General features: G+C 70.8%; 11 protein-coding genes. 2 read left to right on the top strand and 9 right to left on the bottom strand.

The window, feature by feature from the left end; translation table 11 throughout:
• Positions 1-188 precede the first annotated feature (188 nt).
• From efeB to ABZ845_RS24035, 6 genes are all read right to left on the bottom strand, one after another.
• Positions 189-1,619 (bottom strand): iron uptake transporter deferrochelatase/peroxidase subunit, encoded by a 1,431-nt coding sequence (gene efeB / locus ABZ845_RS24060; RefSeq protein ID WP_360982936.1) that lies wholly within the window; start codon positions 1,617-1,619, stop codon positions 189-191.
• An 8-nt stretch (positions 1,620-1,627) separates the two neighbouring features.
• Entirely contained in the window at positions 1,628-3,733 is a 2,106-nt protein-coding gene (locus ABZ845_RS24055) for a copper resistance protein CopC (RefSeq protein WP_360982961.1), read from the bottom strand.
• 103 nt (positions 3,734-3,836) lie between these two features.
• Entirely contained in the window at positions 3,837-4,280 is a 444-nt protein-coding gene (locus tag ABZ845_RS24050) for a copper chaperone PCu(A)C (RefSeq protein ID WP_360982959.1), read from the bottom strand.
• Between the two features lie 50 nt (positions 4,281-4,330).
• Positions 4,331-5,005 carry an SCO family protein gene (locus tag ABZ845_RS24045; RefSeq protein WP_360982934.1) on the bottom strand — a complete coding sequence of 225 codons (675 nt, stop codon included), beginning with the start codon at positions 5,003-5,005 and terminating at the stop codon, positions 4,331-4,333.
• Positions 5,006-5,106: 101 nt separating this feature from the next.
• On the bottom strand, positions 5,107-5,853 hold the full coding sequence (locus tag ABZ845_RS24040) for a YcnI family protein (RefSeq protein WP_360982932.1): 747 nt from the start codon (positions 5,851-5,853) through the stop codon (positions 5,107-5,109).
• Between the two features lie 179 nt (positions 5,854-6,032).
• A complete protein-coding gene (locus tag ABZ845_RS24035; RefSeq protein WP_360982930.1) occupies positions 6,033-6,872 on the bottom strand; it encodes a hypothetical protein in 840 nt (279 codons plus the stop codon).
• A 264-nt stretch (positions 6,873-7,136) separates the two neighbouring features.
• On the opposite strand from ABZ845_RS24035, the gene ABZ845_RS24030 reads away from it, so the two are divergent.
• Together ABZ845_RS24030 and ABZ845_RS24025 are read left to right on the top strand one after the other, a co-directional pair.
• Positions 7,137-7,592: an ATP-binding protein gene (locus tag ABZ845_RS24030; protein WP_360982928.1), complete on the top strand. Its 456-nt coding sequence runs from the start codon at positions 7,137-7,139 to the stop codon at positions 7,590-7,592.
• A 196-nt stretch (positions 7,593-7,788) separates the two neighbouring features.
• Positions 7,789-8,295 (top strand): hypothetical protein, encoded by a 507-nt coding sequence (locus tag ABZ845_RS24025; RefSeq protein WP_360982926.1) that lies wholly within the window; start codon positions 7,789-7,791, stop codon positions 8,293-8,295.
• On the opposite strand, the gene ABZ845_RS24020 is transcribed toward ABZ845_RS24025, so the two are convergent.
• From ABZ845_RS24020 to ABZ845_RS24010, 3 genes are all read right to left on the bottom strand, one after another.
• Positions 8,285-8,764: a hypothetical protein gene (locus ABZ845_RS24020; RefSeq protein WP_360982924.1), complete on the bottom strand. Its 480-nt coding sequence runs from the start codon at positions 8,762-8,764 to the stop codon at positions 8,285-8,287. The two genes, ABZ845_RS24025 and ABZ845_RS24020, sit on opposite strands and share 11 nt — an antisense overlap.
• Positions 8,765-8,850: 86 nt before the next feature.
• The gene (locus ABZ845_RS24015; protein ID WP_360982922.1) at positions 8,851-10,335 is read right to left on the bottom strand and encodes an aminopeptidase P family protein; all 1,485 of its coding nucleotides are present in this window, start codon (positions 10,333-10,335) and stop codon (positions 8,851-8,853) included.
• 155 nt (positions 10,336-10,490) lie between these two features.
• Positions 10,491-12,008 carry a PP2C family protein-serine/threonine phosphatase gene (locus ABZ845_RS24010; protein ID WP_360982920.1) on the bottom strand — a complete coding sequence of 506 codons (1,518 nt, stop codon included), beginning with the start codon at positions 12,006-12,008 and terminating at the stop codon, positions 10,491-10,493.
• Positions 12,009-12,494 lie beyond the last annotated feature (486 nt).

Below are 12,494 nucleotides of genomic sequence, written 5' to 3'. Positions count from 1 at the left end.
AAGTCGACTGGCACTTCACCACCGACGACGCACGCGTGAAACTGCGCCACCTCTACCCAACCACACGGCAAAATTAAGCCGCGACAATCTACTAGTGGTCCCCGGCCGGAAGCGTTGTGCTCCCAGAGGAAGGGCCCCTTTCCGGGGGACATCCGCGCCAGGGGCGCCGGGGGGTGAGCGCCCGCAGGTCAGCCCTCCAGCAGCCGCTGCCCCACGTACTCCCCTTCCGCCGCGCCGCCCGGCACGGCGAACAGGCCGCTCGCCTCGTGGCGGGTGAACGTCGACAGCGCGTCCCCCCGGTCCAGCTTGCGCTGCACCGGGACGAAGCCGCGCAGCGGGTCCGCCTGCCAGCAGACGAACAGCAGGCCCGCGTCCGGAGCGCCGTCCGCGTCGAAGCCGTCGTGGAAGGAGAACGGGCGGCGCAGCATCGCCGCACCGCCGTTCTGGTCGGGGCGGGTGATGCGCGCGTGCGCGTTCAAAGGGACGACCGGGCTCCCGTCGGGGCCGGTCTTGTCCAGGTCCATCGCGGTCGTCTCGCTGCCGCCGCTGAGCGGTGCCCCGGTGGACTTACGGCGCCCGATGACCTGCTCCTGGGCGGCGACGGAGAGCTTCTCCCAGTCGTCCAGGAGCATGCGGATCCGGCGTACGACGGCGTAGGAGCCGTTCGCCATCCAGCCCGGGTCGCCGGAGGCCGGTACGAAGATCCGCTGGTCGAAGTCGCCATCGGACGGCTTCGGATTGCGGGTGCCGTCGATCTGGCCCATCAGATTGCGGGCCGTCATGGGGTGCGCGGTCGCCCCCGGGGACCGGTTGAAGCCGTTCATCTGCCAGCGCAGCCGGGCCGCGCTCCCGGCGTCCTTCTGGATCGCGCGCAGCGCGTGGAAGGCGACGAGTGCGTCATTGGCGCCGATCTGCACCCACAGATCGCCGTTGCTGCGCGCCTTGTCGAGGCGATCGGAGGAGAAGTCGGGCAGGGGGTCCAGGGCGGCGGGACGCTGCTTCTCCAGGCCTGTACGGGAGAAGAAGCCGTACCCGAAACCGAAGGTGAAGGTCAGGGACGAGGGCCCGGCGTCACGTGCGACGTCGGTGTCGTCGTGCGCCGCGCTCGCGCCCGCCATCAGCCGCTCGGCCGTGGCCGACCAGCGGCGCAGCAGGGCGGCGGCCTCCTTGCGGCCGGTGCCTCCCGCCAGGTCGAAGGCGACGAGATGACCGCGGGACTGGAGGGCGTCGGTGATGCCGGGCTGATGTTTCCCGTGAAACATCGCCCGGTCCGCGCCGAGCGACGTCAGGGGTGCGGTCTTCTCGGAGGGCGCCGCCGCATACCCGGCGGCCCCGCCTGCCGCGCCCAGCGCGAGCCCGGTGGCGCCCGCCGTGGCGAGGAGCCGCCGCCGCGAGACCCGGGCGGTGGCGGTCGCGTCGTCGGAGACGGCGCCCCCGGACACGGTCCCGTCGGGGACGCGCGACTGCCGGGGGGCGCCCTTCGCGACGGTGCGGCCCTTGTCCGGTGTGCCGGCTGCGCTTGTCTTGCTCGCCTTGTCCGTTCTGTTTGTCTTGTTCGCCGTGCTCGTCCGGGGAGGGATGTCCTCGGACGGCGCCTGAGGAGTGGAACGGTCAGCCATGGTGGGGTTCAGCCGATCTTCGCGTTCTTGGTCACGGTCGTTTCATCGATGTCGGACGTCCGCACGGTCACCGCGACCTCCCAGTCGCCCGCCATGGGGATCTGCACACCGGCCGCCGACCAGTGGCCGGTGGCGACGCGGTCCGGCACGACCGGCAGCGGACCGATGGACTTCGCCTTCAGCGTGAGGGCGAGCTTCACCTCGGGGACGTCGAAGGCCTTGCCGTCCGGCCGCACCACATAGACGTGCAGCTCGTCGGCGCCGACGCGGGCCGGGTCGAGGGTGACCTGCACGGTGCCCTTGCCGTCCTGGCCGCCCGTGTCGAAGGGCATCTTCACCGACAGGGGTCCGGACCGCTGGGACGTGGTCGTGCCGATGGCCTTGACGGCCTCCTCCGTGCGCCCGGGTTCGGTGGTCGTCAGGGCGGTGGTGACGGCGAGCACCACGACCGCGATGGCCGCCTCGGCGAGCACGGAGCGGCGCAGCCCCGACCGTACGGGATCGCGGTCCCGCAGCCGCTTGGCCCGCGCGGCGGCCATCGCCGCCTGCTGCCGGGCGAGCTGAGCCGCACGCCCGGAGTCGCCGGACGCCGAGGAGACCGCGGTCCCGGAGCCCCTGGTACCGGCGGACGCAACGCCCTCGGCCGAGGCGTGCGCCGCCACCGTCGCCCGCTCCCTCCCGCTCTGCTCGTCCTTCGCGTCCTCCTCGCCCCTCTCGTCCGTTTCATCGGTTCCGTCCGCATCACGGGCCGTCTCCGCCGCGGTCGGGGCGTCCGCCAGCCGCGCCGTCCAGCGCCGTGAGAACCAGGCGACGCCGATGAGTACGGCGACCAGAGCGACCTTGACGAGCAGCAGTTGTCCGTACGCCGTCCCGGTCAGCGCCGACCAGGAGCCGAGCTGCCGCCAGGACTGGTAGACCCCGGTCGCGACCACGGCGAGGACGCTGCCGAACGCGACGCGTGAGAAACGGCGCACGGCCGCCGGCTCGATCGAAGGCGCCCGGTACAGCGCGACCAGCAGCGTCGTGAGTCCGCCCAGCCAGACGGCGACCGCCAGCAGATGCAGGACGTCGACCGGCATCGCGAGGCCGGTCTGGATCCCGGTGGACGCGTGCTCGGCCATCGCCCAGGTCGCCGCCAGCCCCGCCGCGATGACGGTCCCGCCGATGGCGAGCCCGAAGGTGAGGTCCTTCTTCTCCGCGGCGAGGTCGAGATCTTCCGTTGCCCGTGCAAGACCTTCGGGCTCCGGGCCAGGGCTTTCCGGCTCCGGGCCGATGCCTTCCGGCTCCGGGCCGAGGTCCGCCTTCTCCGCCTCCGGCCCCTCGGCCTCCGGGCCGGCTTCGGCGCCTTCGACGCCCCGCTTCACATACGCGCCGAACATCACCGCGATGAACAGCGCCCCTGCCGCGAGCAGCAGCAGCCGGGAGACCAGCGCCGCGCCCGTCTTGGTCTGGAGGACCTGTCCGAGCAAGGAGAGGTCGAAGATGTCGGCCACCTTCCCCGAGCCGGTGTACGAACCGCGCAGAAGCAGCAGCGCGAGCGTGGCGGAGGTGAGCGCCAGCCACCCCGAGACCACGAGCCGCTGCACCGCCCGCACCCCGGCGCCCCGCTGCCAGCAGGCCAGCACGAAGGCCGCGCCGCCGGTCAGCACGATGAATCCGGCGTAGGACACGTACCGCGCGAACCCGTAGAGCCCGCCGACGACACCGCCGCCCACGGCCTGGCCGGAGGCGCTGACCGAGGTCGCGGACGGGGCGCCGACGGAGAAGGTGAAGGCGCCGGAGACGGGGTGGCTGTCCGCCGAAACCACCTTGTAGGTGACCGTGTAGGTGCCGCGGGACAGTCCCGGGCGTACCTGCACGCCGTACATCGTGCCGGTCAGATTGGATGCCTCACCGGTGTCGACGCGCTGCCCTTTCGGATCGAGGACGCGCAGCGAGCCGTCCGAGAGTGCCACCTTCTCGGAGAAGGTCAGGGTGACCTGGGTGGGTGCCGTGTCGACCACCGATTCCTGAGCGGGGTCGCTGCCCAGCAGCGCGGCGTGCGCGGAGGCGGGGGCGGCCCCGCCGAGCAGCGCACCCGCGACGCCGATGACGCCGAGCAGAAGCGCCAGCAGGGCGCGGGCCGCCCGGGTCCTGAGCGTGCGCGGGGGCGCCGTCCGGGCGGTGCCCTGGACGTGCCCGTCGGGAGCGATGGCCTGCGTCACGGTGATCCCTCTTTCAGTGCCCGGTCTCAGGGTTGTACGTCGGTGACTTCACCGGCATCTCGACCGTGACGGTTCCGGACTTGGCAAAGTGCAGCCGCACAGTGACCTTTTCGCCCTGTTTGGGCTTGTGGGTGAGCTTCTCGAACATGACATGGTTGCCGCCGCTCGCGAAGTCGAGCCTGCCGTCCGCGGGCACGGCGAACGACTTCTCCTCCTCCATCTCGCCGTTCTTGGTGGAGTGCAGCGTGATGTCACCGGCGAGTGAGCTGGTGACGGAGATGAGGGTGTCGGCGCCGCCGGAGTTGGTGACGGTGAAGAACCCGGCCGCCATGTCGTTCGTGACCGGGGCGGGCATGTAGGAGCTGGTGACCTTGAGCCGAGGCTCGGCCGAGGACGATCCGCCCTGCCCGCCGCAGGCCGCGAGGGCGAGGGCCGTGCCTATCGCCGTGGCTGTCATCGCGGCTGTCTTCCTGGACGTCATGGCGGCGGAGCCGCCGGGACGGTGGTTCACGGGTTCTCCCCCTTGATGATCTTGGGGAGGTCCTTGGTGTAGTCGTCGACGGTCGCGCTCTGGGTGTACAGCACATAGCCCCCGTCGTTCTTCGGGGAGAACGCGATGACCTGGCTGCCGTGAGTGGAGACGATCTTGCCGTCCTTCTCCTTCCGCGGCGCCTCGATACTGATGCCAAGGCTCCGGGCACCGGCCTGGATCTTGGTGAAGTCCCCGGTCAGGCCGATGACATCGGGGTCGATCTGCTTGAGCCAGGTGCCGAGGGACGAGGGCGTGTCACGCTCCGGGTCGGTGGTGACGAACACGATGCGCAGCGAGTCCTTCTGCGCCTGGGTCAGCTGCGTGCTCTTGTCCACCTCCTTCTTGGCGACGGCGAGGTTGTTCATGGTCAGGGGGCAGACGTCGGGGCAGTGGGTGTAGCCGAAGTAGATGAGCGTCGGCCTGCCCTTGGTCTCGGCGCGGAGGTCGTACTTCTTGCCGTGGGTATCGGTGAGCACGAGATCCGGCTTCGTGAAGGGCGGATCGAGCACGGTTCCGGCCTTGCCTGCGCCGTTCTCGGCGGAAACCGAGACGACCGGCTTGTCGCCGTTGCCGCCCGATCCGCAGGCGGAGAGGGCCAGCGTGGCGGAGGCGAGGAGGGCCGCCGCGGCGAGCGTCTTCTTCTTTCGCATGGAGAAATGTCCCAGATGTGAGTGCTTCGGTGTGCGCGGGGGCCGCGCGCCGACGGTACGGCGCCGGCGGTCGGCCCCCGCGCGGGCCCGGATCGGACCCGTCAGACCTCGGTGGTGCGTCGGCGGCCGGCCAGCACGCCGTACGCCACACCCGCGGCGCCGACGACGATGCCCACGACGCCGAGCACGCGGGCGGTGGTGTCACTGTCGCCTGAGGAAGCCTGGGCAGTGGTGTCCTTGGGCGCCGAGGCGTCCTCGGCCGGGGTGCCGTGGTGACCGGACCCGGCGTCGGAGGCGCTCGTCAACTGGAGCACGGGGGCCGGGTTGTCCGGCTCTTCCTGGCCGGACTTCTGCGGTTCGATCCAGCGGACGACCTCGTTGTTGGAGTACGTCTGCAGGGCTTTGAAGACCAGCTGGTCGGTGTCCTCGGGCAGCATGCCGATCGACAGCGGGAACTTCTGGAAGTAGCCCGGCTCGATGCCCTTGCCGGTGGTGGTCCACGTGACCTTGGTGACGGCCTGGTCGATCTGCTTGCCGTGCATCGTGATCGGCTTGTCGAGCTTGGACTTGGTGATGTCCACCTTCCAGCCGTCGACCGGCTGGGGCATCACAGAGGCGAGCGGGTGGTCGGCCGGGAGGTTGACCTCGACCTTGGTGGTCGAGGCGTTGTCGCGCTCGTTGGGGACCTTGAAGTCGACGACCGCGAACGAGCCCTTCGCCGCACCGTTCTCCGGCTGCACGGTGACGTGCGCGAAGGCGGGAACGGACAGGACGAGGACGGCCGATGCCGCGGTGGCGCCGACGACGGCGACGCGGGACGCCTTCAGGGAACCCTTGATGGCCTTCATGACTGAGAGCACTCCACTCCGAGTGAGAGTCCGTTGAGGAAGAGGTACGCGTGCGCGGGACGGCCACGGGTGTGGCACATGACGGGCACGCGCGCGTGCCGCACGACGGCGGCAGCTCCTCTGAGAGGTCTCGAAGAGGTCTCGAGGAGGCCCCGAGGACAGTGGAGTCGCGCGTCGTGTCAGGCAGCGAGGAGGTGGAGGGCGGGGGACGGCGGTCCGCGCCGGATCACGGTGTGCTGCAGAGGCGCCGTGCGCGGTGCGGACGGTATGAGGAAAGTGAGGTGCGGGGCGCGCGGCCCCGCTCCCGGTGCCCCGGGAAGCCCGGCCAGCAGGGCGCGTACGAGCGCGAGCGCCGACCGCAGCGAGCGTACGAGCGCCCCTTCCGCGACTCCCTGCGCCGACAGTCGCGTGATCCGCAGCAGCGCCATGTCTCCGTGGCGCAGCACCCATCCGGCGGCCACGGCAGCGAGGACGTGGCCGAGCAGCATCGGCACCGAAGGCAGCAGCGACCACCAGGAACCGGGGGCGGTCGACATGGCGTCCGCCGGGTGGTGCATGGCCGCCAGACCCGTACCGGTGCCGAGCCGCGCGTCGGAGAGGAGCTTCTGGGCCTGTACGGGGGAGATCGTCGCCGCGGTGGCCCCGCACAGGAGGTGGGCGGCCCGTGCCACGAGCGTGGCGTCGGACCCGGACGCCGAGTCCGCCGCCATCCGCATGGCGCCCGCCATCGGCATGGTGCCGGAGTGCTGTCCGAGCCCGAACAGCGTGTGCAGCACGGCCTGGCCCACCGCCAGAACGGCGGCGATGCCCGGCAGCGAGCGCTCCCGCCCCGCGAGCGGGGCCGTCACGGCGAACACACACAGGAACCCGGCGCCCAGCGTCCACAGCGGAATCGTGCCGCAGGAGGCGACCTCGTGCCCCGCCGCGGCCAGCACGACGCAGACCGCGGCGAACACCGCGGCCCGCAGGACCCGGAGTCCGTATCCGGTGCGCGCCGTGCGCGGGTGGGGGGCACTCATGGCGGCCCCATCATCCCACTGGCGTCAACGCCGCCCTGCGGCAGGTCCGGAACGCGGCATTCGCCAATGCTGCGCCGGACACGACCAGTCGGTCGGACAGGCGATCCGGAAGATCACGTTCTGGTGGAGGGCGCATGCCCATACACCGGTCCGGGGTCCGGGCGCATCCCCCGAGTGGGCGGGATCTCGTGCAGGGGGTGATTGCACCTGTGCGGTGGTGGCAATACGTAACGGTATGTCGAGCCGCGGCCAGGAGGCTGGAGCATGAGCATCTGGTGGTCACTCCATCTGCGCCGTGAAGCCGCGAGCGTGCCACTCGCCCGGCGACTGCTTATGGGAACGATGGAGACCGCGGGCGTCGACCCGGACATCTCCTACGATCTCTCCGTCGCCCTCAGCGAGGCCTGCGCCAACGCGGTGGAGCACGGCGGCGGCACGGTGCACGGTGGTGTGTCGGAGGCGTACCGGGTCACGGCCTACCTCGACGGCGAGAAGTGCCGTATCGAGGTCGCCGACTCGGGCCCGGGATTCCCCTGCGGCAGTTCGCGTCCCGTGATCCGTCCGGCTCGCACCGATGCCGAGGGCGGCCGGGGCCTCTGCCTCATCCAGGAACTCGCCGATCACGTCCACATCGGGAACACGCCGGACCGTGGCGGCGCGGTGGTGTGCTTCGACAAGACCCTGAAGTGGAGAAAGGACGCGCCTCTGATGGCGGTGTAGCGCGCGGCGGCGCGCGGGTTCGTGGTGGGGCCGTGAGCGACATGCCCATACCAGGGCCGTCCGGGTATGACACGCACCTCGTTGCCGGTCTGAAGCGGCCGGTGGCGTGACGGTGACCGGACGCTGACATGGGCGCGGCATTTCATGTGACACATGGTCACCTGACCGCCCCACGGATCTCACCAGGAGACGCATCATGCGCCGAATCAAACGTCTGGGTCTGAGCGTGGCCACCGGTCTGGCCGCCGCTCTCTGCTGCGCCCCACTCGCCTCGGCCGCCGCACCCACCGTCGCGGGTCCCCCGCTGACCCGTGACCGTGGAGAGGTCATTCACCTGACGTCGGTGGTGACGCAGGTCACCGGCATCGATCAGCCCCCTCCTGGGCCCAGTCAGGGAGACGAGCTCATCGTCGCGGGAGATCTCTCGCACGGCAGCTTCCAGGTGGGTACGTTCGACGAGACCCTGACCACGACCCGTCTCAATATGGACGGCTCGATCACCGTGCAGGCCGTGATCACCCTCACGCTGCCCGGGGGAAACATCACCGCGCAGGGAGTCTTCATCATCGGCGGCAGCGGACCCACCGACGTCACCCTGGCGATCACGGGAGGCACGGGTGTCTACAGCACCGCCCGGGGCTACATCCACGCGGTGAACACGAGCGCCACCACGTCTCAGGTCTTCATCCACCTCATCCGCTGACCGGCCGGCGCCGGTCCCGTGCCGGGCCGGACCTGTCGAGCTCGCCCACAGCCGCGCGGACGCGGGCGAGCCCCCGCTCGCCCGCGCACCACCAGGACAGCCGGCCGTCGGCCGCACGCGGATGCATGCCGAGGCCGTGCTCCGCGCACAGCGGCCACGCCTGCCGGAGCTGTTCACCGACGGTCTCCTGCGCGGCGTCGGCGACGGCCGCCAGGGCCTGGGCGAGGTCCGCCGCCGAGCCCGGATGCAGGGGATTGCCGTGCCACTCGCCGTCGGACAGAACCACGTAGACGTCCTCAGGCACGTCCACGTCCTCGCGCAGCGAGGTCAGGGCGATCAGCCGGAAAGGCCGCTGCCTGGGCAGGGTCGCCGTCAGATCGGCGTTGAGCAGCGCAAGTGCCTTGTCCCACAAGGGGAATTCGCCGGTCGAGACCTCGCGGGGCGCGAAGCGGCCGAGCGGACTGTCCATGCCGGTCGTCCTGCACCACACACATGAACGGCCGGGCACCCGATCGCGGTGCCCGGCCGTCGTCTCTGTTCGTCCGTCCTGCCGGCTCAGCCCTTCAGGGCCGCCATCCACGCCTCGACCTCGTCGGAGCGCCGGGGAAGGCCCGCCGAGAGGTTCCGGTTGCCGTCCTGCGTGACCAGGATGTCGTCCTCGATGCGCACGCCGATGCCCCGGTACTCCTCCGGGACGGTCAGGTCGTCCGTCTGGAAGTACAGACCCGGCTCGACGGTGAGCACCATGCCCGGCTCCAGGGTGCCGTCCACATACGTCTCGACACGCGCGGCGGCGCAGTCGTGGACGTCCATGCCGAGCATGTGGCCCGTGCCGTGCAGCGTCCAGCGGCGCTGCAGACCCAGCTCCAGGACGCGCTCCACCGGGCCCTCCACCAGGCCCCACTCGACCAGCTTCTCGGCCAGCACGCGCTGGGAGGCGTCGTGGAAGTCGCGGAACTTGGCGCCCGGCTTCACGGCCGCGATACCTGCCTCCTGGGCCTCGTACACGGCGTCGTAGATCTTCTTCTGGATCTCGCTGTAGCTGCCGCTGACGGGCAGCGTGCGCGTGACGTCCGCGGTGTAGTACGTGTGCGTCTCCACGCCGGCGTCCAGCAGGAGCAGGTCGCCGGAGCGGACCGGGCCGTCGTTGCGCACCCAGTGCAGCGTGCAGGCGTGCGGGCCCGCCGCGCAGATGGAGCCGTAGCCGACGTCGTTGCCCTCGACGCGTGCGCGCAGGAAGAAGGTGCCTTCGATGTAGCGCTCGGAGGTGGCCTCCGCCTTGTCGAGGACCTTCACCACGTCCTCGAAGCCGCGCACGGTCGAGTCGACGGCCTTCTGCAGCTCGCCGATCTCGAAGGCGTCCTTGACCAGGCGGGCCTCGGACAGGAAGACGCGCAGCTCCTCGTCGCGCTCGCCGGTGACCTTGTCGTGCAGGGCCGCCTCGACGGACGCGTCATGGCCGCGGACGACCCGGACCGGGCCGGTGGCCTTCGCAAGCCGCTCGGGCAGTTCGCGTACGTCCGAGGCCGGGATGCCGTACAGCTGCTCGGCCTCGGTGAGCGAGTGGCGGCGGCCGACCCACAGCTCGCCCTGGCCGGAGAGCCAGAACTCGCCGTTCTCACGGTTGGAGCGGGGCAGCAGGTACAGCGTCGCCTCATGGCCCTCGGCGGCCGGCTCCAGGACGAGGACGCCGTCCTCGGTCTGGTTGCCGGTCAGGTACGCGTACTCGGTGGAGGCGCGGAAGGCGTACTCGGTGTCGTTCGAGCGCGTCTTCAGGTTGCCCGCGGGGATCACCAGGCGCTCGCCCGGGAAGCGGGCGGAGAGCGCGGCGCGGCGGGCGGCGGTCTCGGCGGCCTGGGCGATCGGGCGCAGGTCGTGCAGCTCGGTGTCCGCCCAGCCGGACTTCATGTTCTCGGCCAGCTCGTCCGACACGCCTGGGTACAGGCCGTTCTTGCGCTGCTTGATCGGCTCTTCGGTCTCCTCCGGGGCCGCTGCGTCAGCAGCGGAATCGGACACGGCCGGCGTGAGCTCGTCCGCCACGGTCATCCTCCTTCACTACGGCACTGGGCCTCGTCCATCGTACGGTCGCACCGGTCGTACTGAAGGGGGCCCACGGCCGGAAGGCCCATTACCGCGGCACTCGCGCCCTCACCCGCCCCACCACCCCGGCCCGACTCCCCGGCTCGCTCCTCGGCTCACTCGAAACGTGCCGCCAGCAGGACCACGTCCTCGGCGCTGTCGGTCCGGTCGAGACCGTCCGGGAGCACCGTCCGCAGGACGTGGTCGGCGACGGCCCCCGGGTCGCCGCGCAGCGGTCTCGGCACGCTCGCGGCCGCCGCGTGCAGGCGGGCGAAGGCACGGTCCACCGGATCCCCGGTGCGTTGCAGCAGTCCGTCGGTGTAGAACAGCACGGTCTCGCCGGCCCCCGCGGTCATCTCGACGCTCGGCGCCTCCCAGCAGGCCAGCATGCCCAGCGGTGCCGACAGCGAGGTCTCCACGAACTCCGTGCGCCGTGGGCCGATCACCAGCGGCGGGCTGTGCCCGGCCCCGGCGAGCGTGAGCTTGCGCAGCGAGGGCTCGCAGTACGCGAACAGGGCGGTGGCGGAGCGCGCCGGCTCGGTGAGCCTCAGCAGCAGCTCCAGATCCGAGAGGACCGCCACCGGGTCCTCGCCCTCCATCACGGCGTACGCGCGCAAACTGGCCCTCAGTCGCCCCATCGCGGCGACGGCACTGGGCCCCGAACCAGTGACGGAGCCGACCGCCAGCCCGAGCGCGGCGTCGGGCAGCGGCAGCGCGTCGTACCAGTCGCCGCCCCCGCGCGGACCGCTGCGGTGCCGTGCGGCGAGCTGGACGCCGGGGACCCGGGGAAGCCGGGTGGGGAGCAGCTCTTCGGAGATGGTGGTCATGCACGTGCGCGTGCGCTCCATCTCGACCATCCGCGCCACGTGCTCCGCCGCATAGCGGATGTAGAGGCCGGCGAGATGGCGCTGACGCTCGGCCGGCTCGGCCGGCTCGTCGTAGAGCCAGACGGCGGCGCCGAGCCGGCCCGCCTTCTCGGTGGCCAGGGGCAGGGTGTAGCTGGCGGCGTAGCCGAGGCGGGCGGCCACCTCACGGTGGCGTGGGTCGAGCCCGTCCTCGGAGAGCAGGTCGGGCTGGGCGATCTCGCGCTCGCCGCCCGGCAGTCCGTCCAGGATCCTTCCGTACGGCATCGAACTGCGCGGCACGGTCTCGATATGACCCAGGTCGGCGCGGGCCAGGCCCAGACCGGTCATGGAGTCGGGGCCGAGGCCGTCGCTGGGTTCCACCACGACGAGTCCGCGGCGGGCGCCCACGAGGGCGGCTCCGGCGTGCAGCAGTTCCTCGAGCGCCGTGGGGAGGGAGTCCGTGCGTGCCAGACGTTCGGTCAGTTCGTGGAGAGTCGTGAGATCCGAGACCCAGCCGGCGAGCCGGTCCTGGAGGAGTGCTCCGGGGTCGGCTGGGGCGGGCGAGGTGGCCGGTGGGACACCCGGGGCGGCAGGTGTCGGCGCGACAGTGTGTGCGGGCAGCGGAACCGTCGAATCGATTCCGGCCACTTTCGGAGGGTGAGGGGCGTTCATGGTGTCCGGCTTCCGGACCGGCGCGTATTGCTCGATAGCATCGCAAACCCCCATGTCAATCTGCGCCGCTAGCAGTGGCTCCACATGTACACGCACTCGTGAGGGGATGTCCAGCATTGTCCTGCGGGGATTCCTGGTGTCCGTGGGGCTCTCCTTACGGTCTTGCGGACTGTCGTACCGAAGAGCAAAGTTGGCTTAAAACAGCCTCGGGTATCCCCATATTGCGGTCGACTGGCCTCGTTCGACGGAGCGTCACAGCGGTCGTGATGGGTACGTACTCGGTAAGGGCCAGGGGTGGTTGGGGGCACCCGGAACCTGGCGCCGGACCCGGGCGTCTTAACCACCGACGATCGACCCCATCCTCCCTTGGTGGAGGCGGCCGGTATGTGCGGGACGGCAAATCGCCAGGTGCCGCCACCCCACGCCATGCCCATGCTCGTGGTGGGCGCAGTAATGGACGCGGACGCAGCCGATGCTCGGCCTATATGGGGTTCCCCTTGTTTCAGTACATGGGTGTGATGCGCCAGCAGGTACGCAGAGTGAAGTGATCGACACATGGTGTGATGTGGTCCTCGGTGTTGCCAGGCGTGCAACGGAAAGGAA

The organism is Streptomyces sp. NPDC047022 (assembly GCF_040644155.1).
GTDB lineage: Bacteria > Actinomycetota > Actinomycetes > Streptomycetales > Streptomycetaceae > Streptomyces.
The sequence above is the reverse complement of the archived record's forward strand: the minus strand, read 5'-3'. Positions and strand labels throughout refer to the sequence as shown.